The sequence below is a fragment of the Cupriavidus sp. YR651 genome, assembly GCF_900101625.1.
GTDB lineage: Bacteria > Pseudomonadota > Gammaproteobacteria > Burkholderiales > Burkholderiaceae > Cupriavidus.
On sequence record NZ_FMYZ01000001.1, the window covers coordinates 94,044 to 113,409 of the forward strand.

Here is a 19,366-nt window from a genome sequence, read left to right on the forward strand (position 1 = left end):
GACGACGCGCCCTGCCCCGCGCCCGCCAGGCTTGTTGGCGATGGTGGCGACATTGGCAATGGTGGCGATGGCCGCCATGTCCGGTTGCGCCAGCGCGCCGGAGGCCGAGATCCCGCCGCTCGATGTACCGGCCAGCTGGCGCCACGACGCACCGGCGTCCGCAGGCACCACCGCCAGCCTGGCCGGCCCCGACTGGTGGCGGCGCTTCGGCAGCGATGAACTGGCCGCGCTGGTCGCTCAGGCGCAGTCCGGCAGCTTCGACCTTGCCGCCGCGGCGGCCCGCGTACGCCAGGCGCAGGCGCTGGCCCGCATTGCCGGCGCCGCGCTGTTGCCCGAGGTCACGCTGTCCGCCACCGCGCAGCGGCTGCGTGAGCCGCAATCGACCGTGACCGGCTACTACACCGCCGAGCTCTTCGCCAGCTACGAAATCGACCTCTGGGGCGGCAATGCCGCCGCGCGCGATGCGGCGGTGGCCAGGTTCCAGTCCACGGCCTATGCGCGCGATACGGTGGCGCTGACGCTCGTGGCCAGCGTGGCGGCCACCTACCTCCAGACCGTGGCCCTGCGCGAACGCGTGGAGATCGCGCGACGCAATACGGAGAATGCCGAGCGCATCCTGGCGCTGGTGTCGTCCCGGGCCCGGGCGGGCGCCGCCACGCCGTTGGAATTGGCGCAGCAGCGCGGGCTCGTCGCCACGCAGCGGCAGGACTTCGCGCTGCGGCAGCAACAGGCGCAGAGCAGCCTGACGGCGCTGGCCCTGCTGCTGGGCCGGCCCGTGCAGGGGTTCGACATCGCCACCGCGACGCTCGACGGCATCGCCATGCCCGGCGTAGGCGCCGGCGTGCCCGCCAGCCTGATCACGCATCGACCCGACCTGGCGCAGGCCGAACGCGCACTGGCAGGCGCGCAGGCCGACATCCGCGTGGCACGCGCGGCGATGCTGCCGTCGCTGACGCTGACCGCGGGCGCCGGCTTTGGCGCCGACCGCCTGGGCGACCTGCTCAACACCTCGCTCTACAGTCTGGCCGCCGGGCTGGTCGTCCCCGTCTTCAATGCCGGCCGGCTGGCGGCCGGGCGCGACCTGGCCGTCGCCCGCCGCGAAGAACTGCTGGCCGCCTACCGGGGCGCCATCGTCAATGCGCTCGGCGATGTGGAGGTGGCGCTGAATACGGTCGATGGCCTCGGCCGCCAGCGCACCGAGCAGGCCGAAGCGCTAGCCCAGGCCCGCGAGGCCGCGCGGCTTGCGGAATCGCGCTATCGCGCCGGAGCGGAAACGCTGCTGACCGTGCTCGACGCGCAGCGCACGCTTTACGCCGCGCAGGACGACGCCGTTGCGCTGCACGTGTCCGAATTGCAGGCCGGGGTGGGATTGTTCCGGGCATTGGGCGGCGGATGGATGGCGCCCGACGCCGTGGTGGCGCAGACGCCACCGTCGTCGCCATCGCCTGCGCCGTGAGCGCCGCGTTTGCGCGCCCGGCAAGGGTGCACCCGAAGGCGCATCGACCCGGGCGCAACCGGCAATTGCCAGCCCGGCAAGCCGGCTCCCACGAACGTGACGCTCCAAGCACCTTCGCGAGCAGCGCCGATGCGCCCGGGCGCAAAAGCGCGTATTCTGGTGCGCTTGTCATTCCCGCGCCACAGGCGTAGTGTTGCGCATCACTTTGGCGCCCGCCTTGCGCATGGGCGTGATCGCGCCCCACCAGATCGTTAACGGATGAACCAGAAATCCCCGAATTTCCCGGACGAGCCCCCGCTGCCGCCCACCTGGGATGCCCGCCTTGCCCGCCGCCTTGTACGGCCTCTCAAGAACACCCGAGTCACCCCAAACCACCTGACGACGCTGCGCCTGCTGATCGGCGTGGCCGGCGTCGCCTGCCTGGCGCAAGGCGGCTACGCCTGGACCAACTACGGCGCCCTGCTGGTCGTCCTGTCCAACTTCGTCGACCACACTGACGGCGAACTGGCGCGAATCAGCGGAAAAACCAGCAAGATCGGCCATTTCTACGACCTGGCGAGCGATGCGCTGATCACGGTGCTGCTGTTCGTGTCGATGGGCATGGCCATCGCCGGCCAGGCGACGGGCGAAGCATTCGGCCCGGTCCTGCGCGGCACGGTGGCTGGCCTGGCGGTCGCGCTGATCTTCTTCCTGCGCATGCGTATAGAATCGCGTGTTGGCAAAAGCGGGACAAAGCAGGCCTCGGCCGGCGGTTTCGAGACCGAAGACGTGCTGTACCTGCTGCCGCTGGTCACCCTGACGGACGGCATCGCGCCGTTCCTGACGGCCGCGTCGATCGGCGCGCCGCTGTTTGCCTTCCTCGTCATCATCGATTACTGGCGCGTCATGCGGCGCCCCCAGCCAGTCGCGACAACAACGGATCACTGAGGTAGCAGATGAGTGAACAGGCCACCAGCGACATTGCGCTCGACACGCGCGCTGCGCCGAGCCCTGCATCGGGCCCCACATCGGACCATATACCGGGCCATCCTGCGGCCCCGGCCGCCGGCCATCCCGACGCCGCCGTCGCGCGTGTTACCGGCCAGCTGGATACCCCCGCGCTGCGTGCCGATTTCGAACGCCAGGGCGCCTTCCTCTACCTGGACAAGTTCCTGGCCCCCGAGGAGTGCGCACAACTCGTGGCCCTCGCCCGCGCATTGCAGCCGGACCTCAACCGCAACTACCTGCCCGGCCATAAGCAGGGCGGCAGCGTCAGCCGCCACACCATCGACGAGAAGGCCCCCTTCATCGCCGAGCTCTACCGCTCCAAGGCACTGATTCACTGGCTCGAGCAAATCAGCGGCGACAAGCTCCAGGTCTGCCCCGCCACCGATCCGCACGCCTACGCGCTCTATTACTACACGCGCCAGGGCGATCACATCGGCTGGCACTACGACACGTCCTACTACGATGGCCGCCGCTATACGCTGCTGATCGGCGTGCTCGATGAATCGTCGTGCCGGCTGGACTATGAGCTCCACACCCGCAACCCCGACCTCCCCGACGAACCCGGCTCGGTGCAGATCCCACCGGGCGGCATCGTGCTGTTCGACGGCGACAAGCTGCGCCACCGCATCACGCCGGCCGGCCCGAACGAGATCCGGGTCTCGCTGACGTTCGAATATGTGACCGATCCGGGCATGCGCCCGTGGCTGCGCTTCATCTCCAACATGAAGGATGCCGTGGCCTACTTCGGTTTCCGACAGGTCTTCAAGCGTCTGTTCGCGGGCGGGAAGTCGCGCGCGTGACTCGTGCAGCAATCTTCCTGTTGACGGTTGGCGCGGCACTCTTTGTCGCGCTGCTGGCCTGGCAAGGCTTTGGCGCGGTCACGACCACGCTGATGTCGGCCGGCTGGGGCCTGGCCGTCGTCGCCGCCTTCCACCTGTTGCCGCTGGCGCTGGATGCCGGCGCCATCGCCGTGCTGCTGGACCGCAAGACGCGTCACGGCTCCTTCTGCAACGCGCTGCGCGCCCGCTGGACCGGCGAAGCGGTCAACAGCCTGCTGCCTGCCGGCCAGATCGGCGGACCGGTGCTGATGGTCCGCTACCTGTCGCATCGTGGCGCACGCATGCGCGACGCCGCGGCCGCCATCACCGTCAGCACCACCACCCAGGCCCTGTCGCAGATGCTCTTCGCGCTGCTCGGCATCCTGCTGTTCGGCGCACAGGGCGGCCTGTCCGACCAGCGCACGCCGATCATCATCGTCACCGTCATCCTGGCCGCCTGCGTGCTGGCGTTCTGCATCCTGCAGCGCCGGGGCATGTTCGGCCACGTGTTGCGCGTGCTGGCCAAGGTGTTCGGCAAACGCAACTGGGATGGCCTGGCGCTGCGCGCCGATGCGGTGGACACCGCCATCCGCGAGTTGTACCGCAACCGCCGCAAGGTGGCGGCAAGCTTCTTGCTGAACCTCGCCGGCTGGATCGCCGGCACGGGCGAGGTCTGGCTGATCCTGTATTTCCTGGGGCACCCGGTCAGCTGGCACGAGGCCTTGCTGCTGGAAAGCGTGGGCCAGGCCATCCGGGGCGCCGCCTTTGCCATCCCGGGTTCGCTGGGCGCGCAGGAAGGCGGCTTCCTGCTGCTGGCGCCGCTGGTGGGCCTGCCGCCCGACGCGGCACTGGCCCTGTCGCTGGCCAAGCGCGTGCGCGAACTGGTGCTGGGCATCCCCGGGCTGCTGTATCTGCATCTGAGTGAACGGAAGTTCCAGCGTCGGCGCGCCGCGGCAGCGCTGCAGGGCTCCGACTGAATCACGGCCGTCAGGCTTTTTTGCATGGTGAGAACAACATAATGCGAGCAATCATTCTTGCCGCGGGCCTTGGCCTGCGACTGCAGCAACAGCCGGGGAGCCAGTTTCCCAAGTGCCTGCTGCGCTTTGACGGGGCCACGCTGCTTGAGCGGCACCTGCGCATGCTGGATGCGGCCGGTGTGAAGGAAATCGTGCTGGCGCTCGGCTTCGAACCCCAACTGGTGGAAGCCGAACTCGACCGCCTGCAACACCCCACCCCCGTCGAAACCATCGTCAATCCGCGCTACGACCTTGGCAGCGTGCTGACCGTGCACACCGTGGCGGAAGCGCTGACGCGTGGCGGCGACGTGCTGCTGATGGATGCCGACGTGCTCTACGACGAGCGCATCCTGAACGCGCTGGTGGCCGGCGAGACCACCAACCGCCTGCTGATCGACCGCGACTTCGAAGCCGGCGACGAACCCGTCAAGCTGTGCCTGAAGGACGGCGTGCCCGTCGAGCTGCGCAAGCAGCTGATGGCCGACCTGTCCTACGACACCATCGGCGAATCGGTCGGTTTCTTCCGCTTCCAGGAACATACCGCACGCCGCCTGGCCGAGATCGTCAAGGGTTACGTCGACTCCGGCCGCGCCAACATGCCGCACGAGGAAGCCGTGCGGGACCTGCTGCTGGAAGGCACGCAGGTATTCGACACGGCCGACGTGACCGGCGCGCCGTGGATCGAGATCGATTTCCCGGGCGATGTGAAACGCGCCGCCGATGAAGTCTTGCCCCAACTTCTGCCGACCGTAGGAATCGCACAATGAACGCCATCGACCCGAACCTGCTGGCCACCTCGCGCAGCGCGCGCCTGCGCCAGATGCTGCTGTCCAACGACCTGGAATTCATCATGGAGGCCCACAACGGGCTGTCCGCGCGCATCGTGCGCGAGGCCGGCTTCAAGGGCATCTGGGCCTCCGGCCTGGCGATCTCCGCCCAGTTTGGCGTGCGTGACAACAACGAGGCCAGCTGGACCCAGGTGGTGGACAACCTGGAATTCATGGCCGACGCCAGCGACCTGCCGATCCTGCTGGATGGCGACACCGGCTACGGCAACTTCAACAACGTGCGCCGCCTGGTGCGCAAGCTCGAGCAACGCGGCATTGCCGGCGTCTGCATCGAGGACAAGATCTTTCCGAAGACCAACAGCTTCATCGGCGGCGAGCAGCAACCGCTGGCCGATATCGACGAGTTCCGCGGCAAGATCAAGGCCGGCAAGGATTCGCAGGCCGACGACAATTTCTCGATCGTGGCGCGCGTGGAAGCGCTGATCGCCGGCTGGGGCATGGAAGAAGCGCTGCGCCGTGCCGAGGCGTATCGCCAGGCCGGTGCCGATGCGATCCTGATCCACAGCAAGCTGTCGAAGGCCGACGAGATCGTGACCTTCGCGCGCGAATGGGCCGGCCGCGCCCCGCTGGTGATCGTGCCGACCAAGTACTACAGCACGCCGACCGACGTGTTCCGCAAGGCCGGCATCAGCCTGGTGATCTGGGCCAACCACCTGATCCGCGTGGCCGCGTCGTCGATGCAGGCCGTGGCGAAGGAAATCCACGACAACGAGACGCTGGTCAACGTGGAAGACCGCATCGCCACCGTGAACGAGATCTTCCGCCTGCAGGATGCCGACGAGTATTCGGCCGCCGAGAAGATCTACCTGACCGGTGGCCAGGCCCCGGGTTCGGCCGTGGTGCTGGCCGCGGGCCGCGGCAAGGGCCTGGAAGCGCTGACCGAGGACAAGCCGAAGGTGATGCTGCCCGTGGCCGGCAAGCCGCTGCTGCGCTGGCTGGTGGATGGCTTCAAGAACCAGGGCATCAACGACATCACCGTGGTGGGCGGCTACAAGGCCGAAGCGATCGACGCGGCCGGCATCAACCTGGTTCGCAACGATCGCCACGCCGAAACGGGCGAGCTGGCCTCGCTGGCCTGCGCGGCCGATGCGCTGCAGAACGACACCGTGATCGCCTACGGCGACCTGCTGTTCCGCAGCTACATCCTGCGCGACCTGATCGACACCGACGCCCCGTTCAGCGTGGCGGTGGATTCGTCGGAGACCGCCCCGTCGAACCAGAGCGTGCGCGACTTCGCGTGGTGCTCCGCCGCCGACGACCGCGACCTGTTCGGCCAGAAGATCACGCTGCGCAAGATTGCCGACGAACGGCCGGCCGGCGTGGACGCCCCGCATGGCCGCTGGATCGGCCTGCTCAACGTGCGTGGCGAGGGCCGCGCACGCCTGCAGGCGGTGCTGGCCGACCTGCGCCGCCGCCCCGACTTCGACAAACTGGACCTGCCCGACCTGCTGAACGCGCTGGTCGAAGCCGGCGAGGAAGTCGAGGTCAAGTACGTGCATGGCCACTGGCGCGGCGTGAACGACCTGGACGATTTCCGCCGGGCCGGCGATTTCGCGCACACGCAGACGCCGTACGCGCTGGGCAACACCGACGGCGAGGCGGCTCGATGATCGAGGCGGTCCAGTTCGTGGAAGCCGCGCGCGAGCGCGGTTTCTCCTGGTATGCAGGCGTGCCCTGCTCCTACCTGACGCCGTTTATCAACTACGTGGTGCAGGACCCGTCGCTGCACTATGTGTCGGCGGCCAACGAAGGCGACGCGGTCGCCTTCATCGCCGGCGTGACGCAGGGCGCGCGCAACGGCGTGCGCGGCATCACGATGATGCAGAACTCGGGGCTCGGCAACGCCGTGAGCCCGCTGACGTCGCTGACGTGGACCTTCCGCCTGCCGCAGTTGCTGATCGTCACGTGGCGCGGCCAGCCGGGCGTGGCCGACGAGCCGCAGCACGCGCTGATGGGGCCGGTAACGCCGAACATGCTCGACACCATGGAAATCCCGTGGGAGCTGTTCCCGACCGAACCCGAGGCTGTGGGCCCGGCGCTCGATCGCGCAATCGCCCATATGGATGCCACCGGGCGCCCCTATGCGCTGATCATGCAGAAGGGCAGCGTCGCGCCCTACCCGCTCAAGTCGCAGACACCGCCCGTGGCGCGCCCGAAGGCAACGCCGCAGGTCTCGCACGTCGGGGCTTCCACCCCGGAACTGCCGAGCCGCCGCGACGCGCTGGAGCGGGTCATCGCCCATACACCGGTCGATTCGACCGTGGTGCTGGCCTCTACCGGCTTCTGCGGACGCGAACTCTATGCGCTCGACGACCGGCCGAACCAGCTCTACATGGTGGGTTCGATGGGTTGCCTGACGCCGTTTGCACTCGGCCTGGCGCTGGCGCGTCCGGACCTGAAGGTGGTGGCCATCGACGGTGACGGCGCCGCGCTGATGCGCATGGGTGTCTTCGCCACGCTGGGCGCCTACGGACCGGCCAACCTGACGCACATCCTGCTGGATAACAACGCGCACGATTCCACCGGCGGGCAGGCCACGGTGTCGCACAACGTCTCGTTCGCCAGCGTGGCCGCGGGCTGTGGCTACGCTTCGGCGATCGAGGGCGACAACCTCGACATGCTCGATACGGTGCTGGCATCGGTGGCAACGGCCGCCTCCGGCCCGAACTTCGTCTGCCTGCAGACGCGCGCCGGCACGCCCGATGGGCTGCCGCGTCCGACGGTCACGCCGGTCGAAGTCAAGACACGTCTCGCGCGCCTGATCGGCGCCGACCAGGGAGCCTCGCATGCTGCTGCTTAACCCGGGCCCCGTCACGCTGTCCGAGCGTGTGCGCAAGAGCCTGCTGCAAACCGACTTGTGCCATCGCGAGAGCGAGTTCTTCGATCTTCAGGACGAAGCCCGCGCGCGCCTGCTGGATATCTACGCCCTCGATCCGGCCGCATGGAGCGCCGTGCTGATGACCGGGTCGGGCACCGCTGCCGTGGAAAGCATGATTGCGGCGCTGGTGCCGGCGCAAGGCAAGCTGCTGATCGTGCAGAACGGCGTGTACGGCGAGCGCATCGCGCAGATCGCCAGGCAGTATCAGATTGCCCATACGCTCGTGGAGCACGCGTGGATGGAAGCGCCCGATCTCGCCCGCATCGCTGCGGCATTGAAGGCGGACAGCGCGATCACGCACGTGGCGGTGATCCACCACGAGACCACCACGGGCCGCCTGAACGACCTGCCGGCCATCGACAAGCTGTGCCAGGCGCACAACGTGCGGATGCTGGTCGACGCGGTCAGCAGCTTCGGCGCGGAGGCCATCGACTTCGGCGGCAGCATCGATGCCGTGGCCGCCACGGCCAACAAGTGCCTGCATGGCGTGCCGGGCGCGGCCTTCGTCGTCACACGCCGCACCGCGCTTGAAAAGGCGGCGACCCGTACGTATTACCTGGACCTCGGCCGTCTGGCGAAGCTCCAGGACCAGCGCAATACGCCGTTCACGCCGTCCGTGCACGCCTATTACGCACTGGTGGAAGCCCTGCGCGAACATCAGGACGAAGGTGGCTGGCGGGCACGGCACCAGCGCTACGCGGCGCTGGCGGAACAGGCGCGCACCGGACTTGCGGCGCTGGGCATCGAGCCACTGTGGCCGGCCTCGCAGTCGTCGGTCGTGCTGCGCGCGTACCAGTTGCCGAAGGGCGTCACGTACGAGCAACTGCACGACGGCCTGAAGGCGCGCGGCTTCGTGATCTACGCCGGCCAGGGCGGACTGTCCTCGCAACTGTTCCGCATCTCGACGATGGGTGCCATCCAGCCGGCCGATATCGACCGGCTGATCGACGGGTTCCGGGCACTCACGCGGCAGTAAGGCAGCAACAAGCGCGTCAACAAGCTGGCGACAAGCCGGCGGCAATACGCAGCGCCAGACGCTCCGGCTGATGTCTCCCTGCCCGCAAGCGGCGCGGGAGACATTCAGCTACAGGACGCGCCCCTTCACGCGGGGATCAGCAACCCGCCGATCTGTTGCAGCAGCCCCAGCCGATCCACCTGCAGCCACGCGCGGCACAGCTTCTCGCCGCGGCACTGGTAGATCGCAATGCCGGTCTGCGTGACGCGCTTGCCCGTCGGCGGCAGGCCCGCGAACGGCCCGGTATGCGTGCCCGCGAAGCGCCAGCGCACCACCACGCGATCGCCCTCGCCGATCACGTCTTCCACGTCGAACTTCACATCCGGAAACGCCGTGCGGATCTTGTTGATCGAGGTCCAGAACGCCGCCGCGCCGCGCTCGCCGTCGCCGCCAACAAAGTCGACCGTCAGCAGCGCATCGAGCAATCGCTCCCTGCCCTCGTTGATACAGGTCTCGTAGAGGCGGCGAACGTTGCGCTTGCGCGCCTCCAGCACGGCGATGTCGGCAGGGTCAGCAACGGATGCAACGGTGTCGGGGGTTTCGGTCATGACGGCAGGCTCCTGCGATGAAAAGGCGATGGAATGCCGGCCAGTCTCAGACCTCAACCATGCTTGAGGTCAAGCCCGATCTTCGCCCACTTCCTCACAGCTCCGACTCGACCGGCAGCAGCCGCAGGAAGCCCTGCTCCACCTTGTTCCAGCCGCTCATGTCCGGTTCGCTGCGATAGGTTCGCAGCACGCCGTCTTCCCGCGTGACCCAGGCTATTTCCTCGCGGCCGGTATCGGGGTTCGTCTCCAGCACGACCTGATAGGCCACATCCAGCAAGGCATCGTCAATGCTCTTGCCGAGCATGTCGCACAGCGCGGCGCTGTCCACCACGATGCCCATCTCGGTATTGAGCCGCGCCGACCGGGGATCGAGGTTCAGCGACCCGATGAACAGCAGGTGCCGGTCCACCATATACGTCTTGGCGTGCAGGCTCGCGCGACTGCTACCGCCCGGGCCCTTCGACTTCTTTTCCTTCGCCAGTTCGGCGTAGGCGGACGGCTTCAGCTCGTAGAGCACCACCCCCGCCTTGAGCAAGGCCTCGCGCTTCGGTGCATAGCCGGCGTGCACGGCCTTCACGTCGGTGGCCCCGAACGCGTTCGTCAGGATGCGTACCTGCACGCCGCGCGCCTGCAGTCCCGTGAGCCACTCCATGGCCGCTTCGCCCGGCACAAAGTAAGGCGAGACCAGCGTCAGGTCGTGCTGCGCGCTGTCGAGGACCTTCGCCAGCTTGGGGATCGCGTGCGTGGCGTCGTCCTCGGGGGGCTGCTGCACCTTGGCCGCGCGGTCGGCGATCACCGTCGCCTGCCCCCAGAAGGAAGGCAGGCTTTCCTGCTGGATCGCCTGCAACACGCCCGACTCCAGCACCGATCTGGCATAGGGCGTGGCTTTCAGCCTGACGACGGCGTCATCCAGGTACTGGCGGGCATTCTGCTGCAGCGTCCTGGCCTCCTCGCCTTCCAGCGGTTTGGCCAGTGACGCCAGCGGCCAGGTGGCTTCGCTGTTCCAGTAATCGTCGAACACAGCGGAAACCTGCGCCACCACCGGGCCGGCGGCCAGCAGGTCCAGGTCGCTGAAGTCGACATCGGCCCTGGCGCCGTAGTATTCGTCGCCCACATTGCGCCCGCCCACCACGGTCAACTGGTTATCCGCCGTCATCGACTTGTTGTGCATGCGGCGGTCGACGCGCCGGAAATCCGTGGCGAACTCGAACAGCCGCACGCGGCGGTTGGCAAACGGATTGAACAGGCGAACCTCGATATTGGGATGGGCGTCGATGGCGGCCAGCGCCTTGTCCTGCCCGGCCATGTGCAGGTCGTCGAGCAACAGCCGCACGCGCACGCCACGGTCGGCGGCGTCAAGGATGGCGGCCAGGAGCGTCAGCCCGGTGTTGTCGGCATCGAAGATGTAGTACTGGACGTCCAGGCTGCGCTGCGCGGTGTGCGCCAGCGCCAGCCGCATGGCGAAGGCGTCCGCACCAGCCGTCAGCGGATAGAACACGGACTGCCCGGGGTGCTGCGCGAGCCGTGGCGCCAGCGTGCGGCCGATGACCGTGTCGGCGGTGCCCTGGCGCGCCACGGTGGGCGGCTCGGCGGGATGCGGCGGCAGGCTGGCGCAGGCGGCGCCCAGCATGGCCACGGTGGCCACCAGTGCCCGGCCGGCCGGCCGGCGCCACGCCACATGCGATACGAACCTGGCTTCCATCACACGACTCCCGAAAGGGCCCTGGCGGGGCCTGGACAGGGTCTGGAGCGCGCCAGTAGCGGCAGCAATTGTTCCAGAACGATCAATGCAGATGTACGGATTCGACGGTTAGCGATGTTACTCCCCGCTGCTATTCTTTCGATGCTTGCAAGTTGCAAGTCACATAACCGCACCAGATATCTTTATGCCAACGCTATTCGATCCTCTCCAACTTGGCGATTTGCAACTACCCAATCGCATCGTCATGGCACCGTTGACGCGCCTGCGCGCCGCCGACCCGGTTTCCGTGCCGAATGCCCTGATGGCCGAGTACTACGCGCAGCGCGCGTCCGCCGGCCTGCTGATCTCGGAAGGCGTGCCCGTCTCCGAAGACGGCGTGGGCTACCAGAACGTGCCGGGCCTGTGGTCCGACGAGCAGGTGGAAGGCTGGAAGATCGTCACGAATGCCGTCCACAAGGCCGGTGGCCGCATCGTCGCGCAGTTGTGGCACGTCGGCCGCATCTCGGACCCCAGCCTGCTGCAGGGCCGGTTACCGGTGGCGCCGAGCCCGATCGCGGCCGGCGGCAATGTCAGCCTGCTGCGACCGCAACGTCCGTTCGTGGTGCCGCGTGAACTGACGCGCGAGGAAATCCAGGCCGTCGTGGCCGACTTCAGCCGTGCCGCCGCCAACGCCAGGGCCGCGGGCTTCGACGGCGTGACGATCCACGCCGCCAATGGCTACCTGCTCGACCAGTTCCTGCAGGACGGCACCAATGTGCGCAGCGATGAATACGGCGGCTCGATCGAAAACCGGGCGCGCATCCTGCTGGAAGTGACCGATGCCGTGACCGCCACGTGGGACCCCAGGCGCGTAGGCGTACATCTGGCGCCCCGTTCGCCGAGCCATTCGATGGCGGAAAGCCAGCCGGCGCAAACCTTCGGCCATGTGGCGCGCGCATTGGGCCAGCGCGGCGTGGGTTTCCTGTTCATCCGCGAATCGCGCGGCGAAGGCGCATTGCTGCCCCTGCTCAAGCGCGAATTCGGCGGCGCGATCATCGCCAATGACGGCTTTGACCAGGACGCCGCCGCCGCGGTGCTGGCCGAGGGCGATGCCGACGCGGTGGCCTTTGGCCGCGCGTATATCGCCAATCCGGATCTGGTGGAACGTCTGCGCCTGCGTGCCGAACTGAACGCGGTGGACCCGGCCACGCTGTACGACACCACTGGCCTGGGCGCGCGCGGCTACACGGACTACCCGACGCTGGCCGCCTCGTAACGTCAGTCGGCCAGAAAGGAGCGCGCCACGCACTTTTCCTGATCGATGCGGTGTTTGCGGTGTTTGGCGGCATTATTCACCGCATAAAATGCGGTGATTAACTTGTCCTTGCGGTGAATGCGGGCCATAATCTCCGCATGAATCGCGGCGAATACACCTATATCTGGCAGGCTCCCGACTGGCCCGTCTGGCGGTACGACCTGAGTGCGTTGGCCTCGCCCATGGCCGAGGTCAGCCGCGCCCAAGGCATGTTGATGGGCCGGTTGGCAGACCTCGGCGTGGGGCTGCGGGATCAGGCTTGCCTTGCGGCACTGACCGACGACGTCGTCAAGACCAGCGAGATCGAGGGCGAGCATCTCAACGTCTATTCGGTTCGCTCGTCTATCGCGCGGAGGCTGGGTGTCGACATTGGCGCACTGGCGCCCGTGGATCGTCACGTTGAAGGGGTGGTCGAAATGGTGCTCGACGCAACCTCCAACAGCCAGGCGCCAGTCGTGCAGGAGCGCCTGTTCGGCTGGCATGCGGCGCTGTTCCCCACCGGCTACTCTGGCCTGTCAAGAATCAACGTCGCCCAATGGCGTGACGATTCGGCCGGCCCCATGCAGGTGGTTTCCGGCCCGATCAGCCGGCAACGCGTCCATTTCGAGGCGCCGCCCGCCGAACGCCTGGCGGCAGAGACCGCGCGATTCATCGAGTGGCTCAACGCTGCGCCCGCCGAGCCGCCCCTGATCCGCGCCGGGCTTGCACATCTGTGGTTCGTTACGCTTCACCCGTTTGACGACGGCAATGGCCGTATCGCGCGTGCCATCGGCGACCTGATGCTTGCGCGGGCGGATGGCAGTTCGCAACGCTTCTACAGCCTGTCAGCACAGATCCAGCGCGAGCGCAGCGCGTACTACGACATCCTCGAACGCACGCAGAAGGATTCGATGGACGTCACGCCGTGGTTGTCGTGGTTCTTCGAAACGCTGCACCGCGCGGTAGACCAGGCGCAGGTCACGCTCGACGACGTACTCGCCAAAGCGCGTTTCTGGCATCACTGGGGAATGCAGGCGCTTAATGCCCGGCAGGCGAAGGTGCTGAACCGGATGCTGGACGGTTTCGAAGGGAAGCTCACGAGCAGCAAGTGGGCGGCCATCGCCAAGTGCTCCGGTGATACGGCACTGCGGGACATCAACGATCTGGTGGAGCGCGGCGTCCTGCGCAAGGCGGCCGGGGGCGGACGAAGCACCAGCTATGAGCTGAACGACGTGCTACCCGGCGCGGACGGGGACGCAAGGGGCTGAAATCTGAAGGCGCTGGCGTCTAAGAGGTTGTTTAAAAATGAAGCGAAGCGGTCCTGGCTAGGGCGAAGCAGGGGTTTCGAATCGCGTGCGATCCGCCTGCGGAGCGGCATGCGCCTGCTGGCGCATGCGCGCCCTGCAAGGGCGCGGCCGCAGACTCTATACAAGTGGTACGGCAAGCGAATGTGGCAATCTCGGCAACGACGCCAGGATCTTTTTTAAACGACCTCTAAATCTTCTGGATCGGAATGACGGTGCGACCGCCGCACTCACGCAGCAGCTCGCGCAGTTCCTTGATGACCGGGAAGACCTCGTGGTTCCAGTCCTCGCCCTGGCTGTCGTGCGCGGCCTGCTCCATTTCCACGATCTCGCGGTCTTCCTTGAAAATGCGCTCGGTGAACCAGACCAGCAGCGGCCAGGCCATGTCCAGCGCGAACGGCACGCCCGGCCGGCGGATGGACAGCATGCCGAACGTGCGATTGGTGCGCTGCGCCGCGTCCAGCGGCACGTAGGCAATCCACAGGTCCATGACCAGCGTGCCACTGCCCGAGCGGATCTGCAGCGTCTGGTAGGGATACCCCGTCCGCACGGTCATCACGTCCTTGTTGTTCTGGCCGCCGTCCTTGCTGAACACCAGCGCCTCGCCCATCGGCTGCTTGCCGCCTTCGCGCGTGAAGGTGTAGTCGACCTCGACAAAGCCCTCGCCGCGCCGGCGACCGAGCGACCGCGCGCGCATCATGCCCATCTGGCGGCGATGCAGGAACTGATGGTTCATGTCCATCAGGTTCTCGTGCATGAACGAGTAATGGCACTTCACCTCGCGGCCGAAGCGGCGGGTCTTGTAGTGCTTGTCGGTGACGGAGGCAAACGCCGGCAGCGGCTTCTCCTCCGCCAGCGCGGGATTACCAGTGAACACGAAGATCAGGCCGGCGGTCTCGCGGCACGGATAGGCGCGTACGCCATTGGGCAGGCGCTCCTTGCCCAGGTAGGGCACATCGATGCAGCGGCCGGAGCAATCGTAGGTCCAGCCGTGATAGCAGCAGCGAATCGACTCGCCCTCCACCACGCCGGCATGCAGCGGCACCTGACGGTGCGCGCAACGGTCTTCCAGCGCGAAGACCGAGCCCGATTCGGTGCGGACGAGGACGATCGGGTCCCCGGCAAAGGTCACGCCGTGCGCCTTGCCGCGCTTGACTTCGCGCGACCAGGCCAGCGGGTACCAGTGATCGGGATGGATGGGGACGCGACGCAGGTCGCGAACGGACGCATCGCCCCGGGAAACGGCGGGCGTGACGGGGGGCTCGGCGGCGGGCGTGACAGCGGGTGGATCGATGGTAGTGCGGTCAAGCGCAGACTCTGCATACATGCGGGGCGTCTCCTTGCGTCCTGGGACTCGGGTCATCGGCGCCAGTCAGGCATCGAATCCGGCGAGTCTACCCGATCACAGCGTCCCGGTCTGTCCGCGTTTCTCCGACCGGGGCCGCCACACTTCCAGCATAGGCCGACGACGGACCCGATGCCGGAATCTCGGGATACCTCGATGCCCGGCACCACCGCACGCGCATTGTCTGCCTGACCAGTCAGGCACTGTGACGCCCAGCGGCAAGGTCAGCGCACCGGCATTAGCTGGCGCAGGTCGTCCATCGAAACGGCGCCGGTCGATCGCGTGGCGGCGGCCATCGGCGCTGGCGCCACCGGCCGGGCGGCGACAGGAGCAACAGGAGCGACAGGGGCAACAGCGGCGGGCACGGCCGGCGCTGCCTGCGACCGCACCGATGCAGGCTGCACGGCTGGCGCCATCGTCATCGCCGGCGCAGGCGTGCTGGCGGCGGGCGCGGCGCCTGGGCGGAGTTCCGGTGCGCTGGCCAGCGCGGCCTGCAACTTCTTGAGCATGTTCTCGCTGGCGCGCTGGGCGGACAGCGCGAAGTTGTGGCGGAACTCGGCGAATTCGGCGTTGCCCTCGCCCGTCACGGTCTTCTTGAGCACGACCGTGCCGTTCAAGTCGGTCACGGTGCAGGTCAGGTTGACCGTGAACTGCGTGGGCGGCCAGGTGAAGCTGCTCGTCGACGACGAATCGGTCGTGATCTCCGGCGTGATGATGTAGCCGACCTGCCCCTTCTGGATCGCGGCGGTGTCGTTGGCCGTGCGCAGCTTGGTGGCATTGGCGAACACGCTCGAGAGCGTGGTGTAGAGCGGCAGCTCCAGGTCGCGGTACGGCAGGTAACTGACCTTGTCGCCGCCGCCGCCCGGCGTGACGACTTCCCTCGTCAGCAGCGCGTCCGGTATGACAAAGCCGACGTTCTTGTCGATCTTCTGGGCCGGTGGCGTGGCGGGCGCCGATTTCTCGGTAGCGATGAGAATCGGGTGGGCGCAACCGGCCAGCACCGCAGTGCCGATCAGGACGGCGGCGAGTTTGATCCATGCTCGCATGGTGGTGTCTCCAGGTCTGGGGTTATTTCAGGGCGTCTAGGAAAGCGGCATCGGCGTACAGCAAGGCCAGCAGCGCCTGCACGGTGTAGCCATACTCGGTGGCGGCCTTCGGAATGGCGACGGCGCCGGCGAACGACGATTCCCATTCGCGGTGGACCGACTTCACCTGGTCGTAGCGCACGGTACCGGCTTTGCGGACGACGAATCGCGCCGAAATATCGCCGGTGCCCGTGCCGATGGCCGCATCCAGTTCATTGCGCAACAGGGTGCCGGAAACCTCCACGTCCGAGGTCGGCGACAGCCTGCCCGCCATCGCCAGTTCGCGGGTGACGGCCTCGGAGAGGTAGGCGGAGAAGGTGCCACCCGTGCCGCCATACGGCGAGCGCAGCGTGTTGGCGCGCAGCTGGATCGGGTTCGGCGTGGCGGGGCCCGGCGTGGTGGTAAACGTCCCGACCCGGGCCGGCCCGGGGCCGCTGGTGCGCAGCGTCTGGATGTTGTCGACGGAAGGGGAATAAGCCGGCGCAACCATGCTGCAGCCGGACACGGCGAAGCCCAGCGCGGCCAGCGCCAGGGAAGTGACGATGCGACCCACGAAAGTACCCTCGTTATTGTTTTGTTGTCTTGTTGTTTTGATGGCCTGCCGGCGGCATCGATGCGTCCTGCCTGGCGGCCGTGCCAGGGGGCAGCCACCCCGCCGGCGATCGCTGATTTTGCATCAGCCGGCGCCATCCGGCGCACCCACATGAGCCCTGCCCCCGCGTCTGTTGCGGCATGCGGACACCCGCCTTCGGTAGGGTGTCCGCCGCATGGCATCGACCCGATCCACGCGGGGATTGCGCCACATCCGGGCGGGCCCCGGCACCCTGGCGCGGCAACACAGGTATGCTTGGCACAAACACGTGCTGTCACCCTCCATGCCCCGCTCCGCCCCTCCGCCAGACGCCCCACGTCCGGCCGCCGCTGCCGGACAGACCTTGTCCGAAGTGGAGCGCTATCGCACGCTGGTCGAATCCATCTCCGACTACGCGATCTTCACGCTGGACCCGCAAGGCCACGTGACCAGCTGGAACACCGGCGCGGCGCGCATCAAGGGCTACGCACGAGAGGAAATACTGGGCGAGCATTTTTCCCGGTTCTATACGGACGAGGCCCGCGCGCGCAACTGGCCCGCCATCGAACTGGAGACGGCCGCGCGGCTGGGCCGGATCGAGGACGAGGGCTGGCGCGTACGCAAGGATGGCACGCTGTTCTGGGCCAACGTCACGATCACCGCCCTCCACGGCCCGGACGGATCGCTGATCGGCTTCGGCAAGGTCACGCGGGACATGACCCAGCAGCGCCGCACGGCCGAGGCGCTTCGCCAGAGCGAGGAAACCTTCCGGCTGCTGGTCGAGAGCGTCAAGGACTACGCCATCTTCATGCTCGACCCGACCGGCCACGTGGTCAGCTGGAACGCCGGGGCGTCCTACATCAAGGGTTATCGCCGCGACGAAATCATCGGCCGGCACTTCTCCGTGTTCTACCCGCCGAATGACATTGCCAGCGACAAGCCCGGCCGTGAACTGGCGACGGCCCGCCAACAGGGCCGGCTGGAAGACGAAGGCTGGCGCGTGCGCAAGGATGGCTCGCTGTTCTGGGCCAACGTCACGATCACCGCCGTCTATGACGCGGCGCACCAGTTGCACGGCTTTGCCAAGGTCACACGCGACATGACCGAACGCAAGCGGCGCGAAGAGCTGGAACAGACGGAACGACGCATGAACGAGTTCCTCGCCACGCTATCGCACGAACTGCGCAACCCGCTCGCGCCGATACGCAACGCGCTGGCCGTGATGCAGCTGCGGCCCGACGATGCCGCGTCGACGGCCAAGAGCGTGAGCCTGATCGCCCGGCAGATGGCGCACCTCACGCGCCTGGTGGACGATCTGCTCGATATCGGGCGCATCGCGTCAGGCAAGATCGATCTGCGGCCCGAGCTGACCGATGCCAGCGAGATCATCGCGCTCGGCATCGAAGCCGCGGAACCCGCGCTGGCGGCCAAGGCGCAGACGGTCAACGTGACCACCGAAATGCCCCCCATGCCGCTGATGGCCGACAAGACCCGGATGAGCCAGGTCATGCAAAACCTGCTGCTGAACGCGTCGAAGTTCTCCCCGCCGGCTGCGTCGATCGATATCGCCACCTCGGTCGTGCAGCGGACGCTGTCGATCCAGGTCGTCGACCACGGCCGTGGCATCTCGCGCGACGCGCTCGACAACATCTTCAATTTGTTCGTGCAGGAGGACCGGCCGGGCAGCAGTGTGCAGGGCGGCCTGGGCATCGGGCTCTCGCTGTGCCGGTCGCTGGTGGAATTGCACGGCGGGTCCGTGACAGCGATCAGCGAGGGCCACGGGATGGGCGCGACGTTCACGGTCCGGCTTCCGTTGGCGGCGATGCCCGACACCGACACCGGAGACGCGTCCTCCAACGCCAGACCGGCGGTGCGCCGGCGCATCCTGCTGGTCGACGACAATCGCGACGCGGCGGACAGCATGGCCATCCTGCTGGAAATGTCCGGGCACGAGGTCACGATCGCCTACGACGGCATGGAAGCCATCCATGCCGCGGCGCGCATGCGACCGGATGTCGCGTTGATCGACCTCGCCATGCCCGGCATGGACGGATTCTCGGTCATCCGCACGCTGCGCGGCATGCCCGCGCTGGCCGCCACGCGCTACGTGGCCCTGACCGGCTTCGGTCAGCCGTCAGACCGCGCCGAGACGCACGAAGCGGGATTCCATGACCACCTGGTCAAGCCGGTGGAGCTGGCAACGCTGCTGAAGGTGATCGCCGACGCGTGAGCGCGCGCCCGGGGACGGACGCCGCCGATCCGGCCGGCGCCTGCACGTGCCGGTGAGATTCGACCTTCGAGGTGTCGATCCCGCTGCCGGACCCCGCCACACCGGAATCCGGCTTTCCGCGACGCCGCGCGATCCGCCACGGCCTGAAGTGCCGCTTGGGCCGCTTCGATTCGGGGAAATCCCGGCCTCCCGTCCGCCATCGCCTGCCTGATGTTGCCCGCATATCCGTCGACGGACATCACACCAAATTGTGTGAAATGGCGTCATAAAGCGCGGCGAAGCCGCCCGCA

At 67.4% G+C, this 19,366-nt stretch carries 17 protein-coding genes; 11 read left to right on the forward strand and 6 right to left on the reverse strand.

Features of this window, described 5'->3' with window-relative positions; genetic code table 11:
* Positions 1-40: 40 nt before the first annotated feature.
* The 8 genes from BLR29_RS00405 to BLR29_RS00440 all read left to right on the forward strand — a co-directional run bounded on the left by BLR29_RS00405 (position 41) and on the right by BLR29_RS00440 (position 8,979).
* Positions 41-1,456 (forward strand): efflux transporter outer membrane subunit, encoded by a 1,416-nt coding sequence (locus BLR29_RS00405; protein ID WP_092133703.1) that lies wholly within the window; start codon positions 41-43, stop codon positions 1,454-1,456.
* 258 nt (positions 1,457-1,714) lie between these two features.
* Positions 1,715-2,383, forward strand: a complete 669-nt coding sequence (locus BLR29_RS00410; protein WP_092133704.1) for a CDP-alcohol phosphatidyltransferase family protein — start codon at positions 1,715-1,717, stop codon at positions 2,381-2,383.
* An 8-nt stretch (positions 2,384-2,391) separates the two neighbouring features.
* Complete coding sequence (locus tag BLR29_RS00415) at positions 2,392-3,243, forward strand: HalD/BesD family halogenase (protein ID WP_176860842.1); 852 nt, start codon at positions 2,392-2,394, stop codon at positions 3,241-3,243.
* Positions 3,240-4,238: a flippase-like domain-containing protein gene (locus BLR29_RS00420; protein WP_092133706.1), complete on the forward strand. Its 999-nt coding sequence runs from the start codon at positions 3,240-3,242 to the stop codon at positions 4,236-4,238. Before BLR29_RS00415 ends, BLR29_RS00420 begins: the two co-directional genes overlap by 4 nt.
* A 41-nt stretch (positions 4,239-4,279) precedes the next feature.
* Positions 4,280-5,044: a phosphocholine cytidylyltransferase family protein gene (locus BLR29_RS00425; RefSeq protein ID WP_176860843.1), complete on the forward strand. Its 765-nt coding sequence runs from the start codon at positions 4,280-4,282 to the stop codon at positions 5,042-5,044.
* On the forward strand, positions 5,041-6,735 hold the full coding sequence (gene aepX, locus BLR29_RS00430; RefSeq protein ID WP_092133709.1) for a phosphoenolpyruvate mutase: 1,695 nt from the start codon (positions 5,041-5,043) through the stop codon (positions 6,733-6,735). Before BLR29_RS00425 ends, aepX begins: the two co-directional genes overlap by 4 nt.
* Positions 6,732-7,925: a phosphonopyruvate decarboxylase gene (aepY, locus tag BLR29_RS00435; RefSeq protein WP_092133710.1), complete on the forward strand. Its 1,194-nt coding sequence runs from the start codon at positions 6,732-6,734 to the stop codon at positions 7,923-7,925. Before aepX ends, aepY begins: the two co-directional genes overlap by 4 nt.
* Positions 7,912-8,979, forward strand: a complete 1,068-nt coding sequence (locus tag BLR29_RS00440; RefSeq protein WP_092133712.1) for a 2-aminoethylphosphonate aminotransferase — start codon at positions 7,912-7,914, stop codon at positions 8,977-8,979. Before aepY ends, BLR29_RS00440 begins: the two co-directional genes overlap by 14 nt.
* 125 nt (positions 8,980-9,104) lie before the next feature.
* Here the strand turns inward: BLR29_RS00440 and BLR29_RS00445 are convergent, their stop codons facing one another.
* On the reverse strand, positions 9,105-9,566 hold the full coding sequence (locus BLR29_RS00445; RefSeq protein WP_092133713.1) for an ester cyclase: 462 nt from the start codon (positions 9,564-9,566) through the stop codon (positions 9,105-9,107).
* A gap of 94 nt (positions 9,567-9,660) precedes the next feature.
* A complete protein-coding gene (locus BLR29_RS00450) occupies positions 9,661-11,268 on the reverse strand; it encodes a phospholipase D family protein (protein ID WP_092133715.1) in 1,608 nt (535 codons plus the stop codon).
* A 184-nt stretch (positions 11,269-11,452) separates the two neighbouring features.
* Between BLR29_RS00450 and BLR29_RS00455 the strand changes: the two genes are divergently transcribed.
* Positions 11,453-12,523 carry an alkene reductase gene (locus BLR29_RS00455; RefSeq protein WP_092133716.1) on the forward strand — a complete coding sequence of 357 codons (1,071 nt, stop codon included), beginning with the start codon at positions 11,453-11,455 and terminating at the stop codon, positions 12,521-12,523.
* 2 nt (positions 12,524-12,525) lie between these two features.
* On the opposite strand, the gene BLR29_RS32750 is transcribed toward BLR29_RS00455, so the two are convergent.
* On the reverse strand, positions 12,526-12,651 hold the full coding sequence (locus BLR29_RS32750) for a hypothetical protein (protein WP_255371058.1): 126 nt from the start codon (positions 12,649-12,651) through the stop codon (positions 12,526-12,528).
* Positions 12,652-12,660: 9 nt separating this feature from the next.
* Between BLR29_RS32750 and BLR29_RS00460 the strand changes: the two genes are divergently transcribed.
* Positions 12,661-13,809, forward strand: a complete 1,149-nt coding sequence (locus tag BLR29_RS00460; protein WP_092133718.1) for a Fic family protein — start codon at positions 12,661-12,663, stop codon at positions 13,807-13,809.
* A 226-nt stretch (positions 13,810-14,035) separates the two neighbouring features.
* On the opposite strand, the gene BLR29_RS00465 is transcribed toward BLR29_RS00460, so the two are convergent.
* The 3 genes from BLR29_RS00465 to BLR29_RS00475 form a co-directional block, all read right to left on the reverse strand.
* On the reverse strand, positions 14,036-15,172 hold the full coding sequence (locus BLR29_RS00465) for an aromatic ring-hydroxylating oxygenase subunit alpha (RefSeq protein ID WP_092133719.1): 1,137 nt from the start codon (positions 15,170-15,172) through the stop codon (positions 14,036-14,038).
* Between the two features lie 242 nt (positions 15,173-15,414).
* The gene (locus BLR29_RS32345) at positions 15,415-16,236 is read right to left on the reverse strand and encodes a hypothetical protein (protein ID WP_092133721.1); all 822 of its coding nucleotides are present in this window, start codon (positions 16,234-16,236) and stop codon (positions 15,415-15,417) included.
* Between the two features lie 22 nt (positions 16,237-16,258).
* Positions 16,259-16,828, reverse strand: coding sequence for a hypothetical protein (locus tag BLR29_RS00475; RefSeq protein WP_176860844.1), 570 nt, complete (start codon positions 16,826-16,828; stop codon positions 16,259-16,261).
* Positions 16,829-17,150: 322 nt separating this feature from the next.
* On the opposite strand from BLR29_RS00475, the gene BLR29_RS00480 reads away from it, so the two are divergent.
* Positions 17,151-19,076 (forward strand): PAS domain-containing hybrid sensor histidine kinase/response regulator, encoded by a 1,926-nt coding sequence (locus tag BLR29_RS00480; protein ID WP_092133722.1) that lies wholly within the window; start codon positions 17,151-17,153, stop codon positions 19,074-19,076.
* The last annotated feature ends 290 nt before the right edge of the window (positions 19,077-19,366 follow it).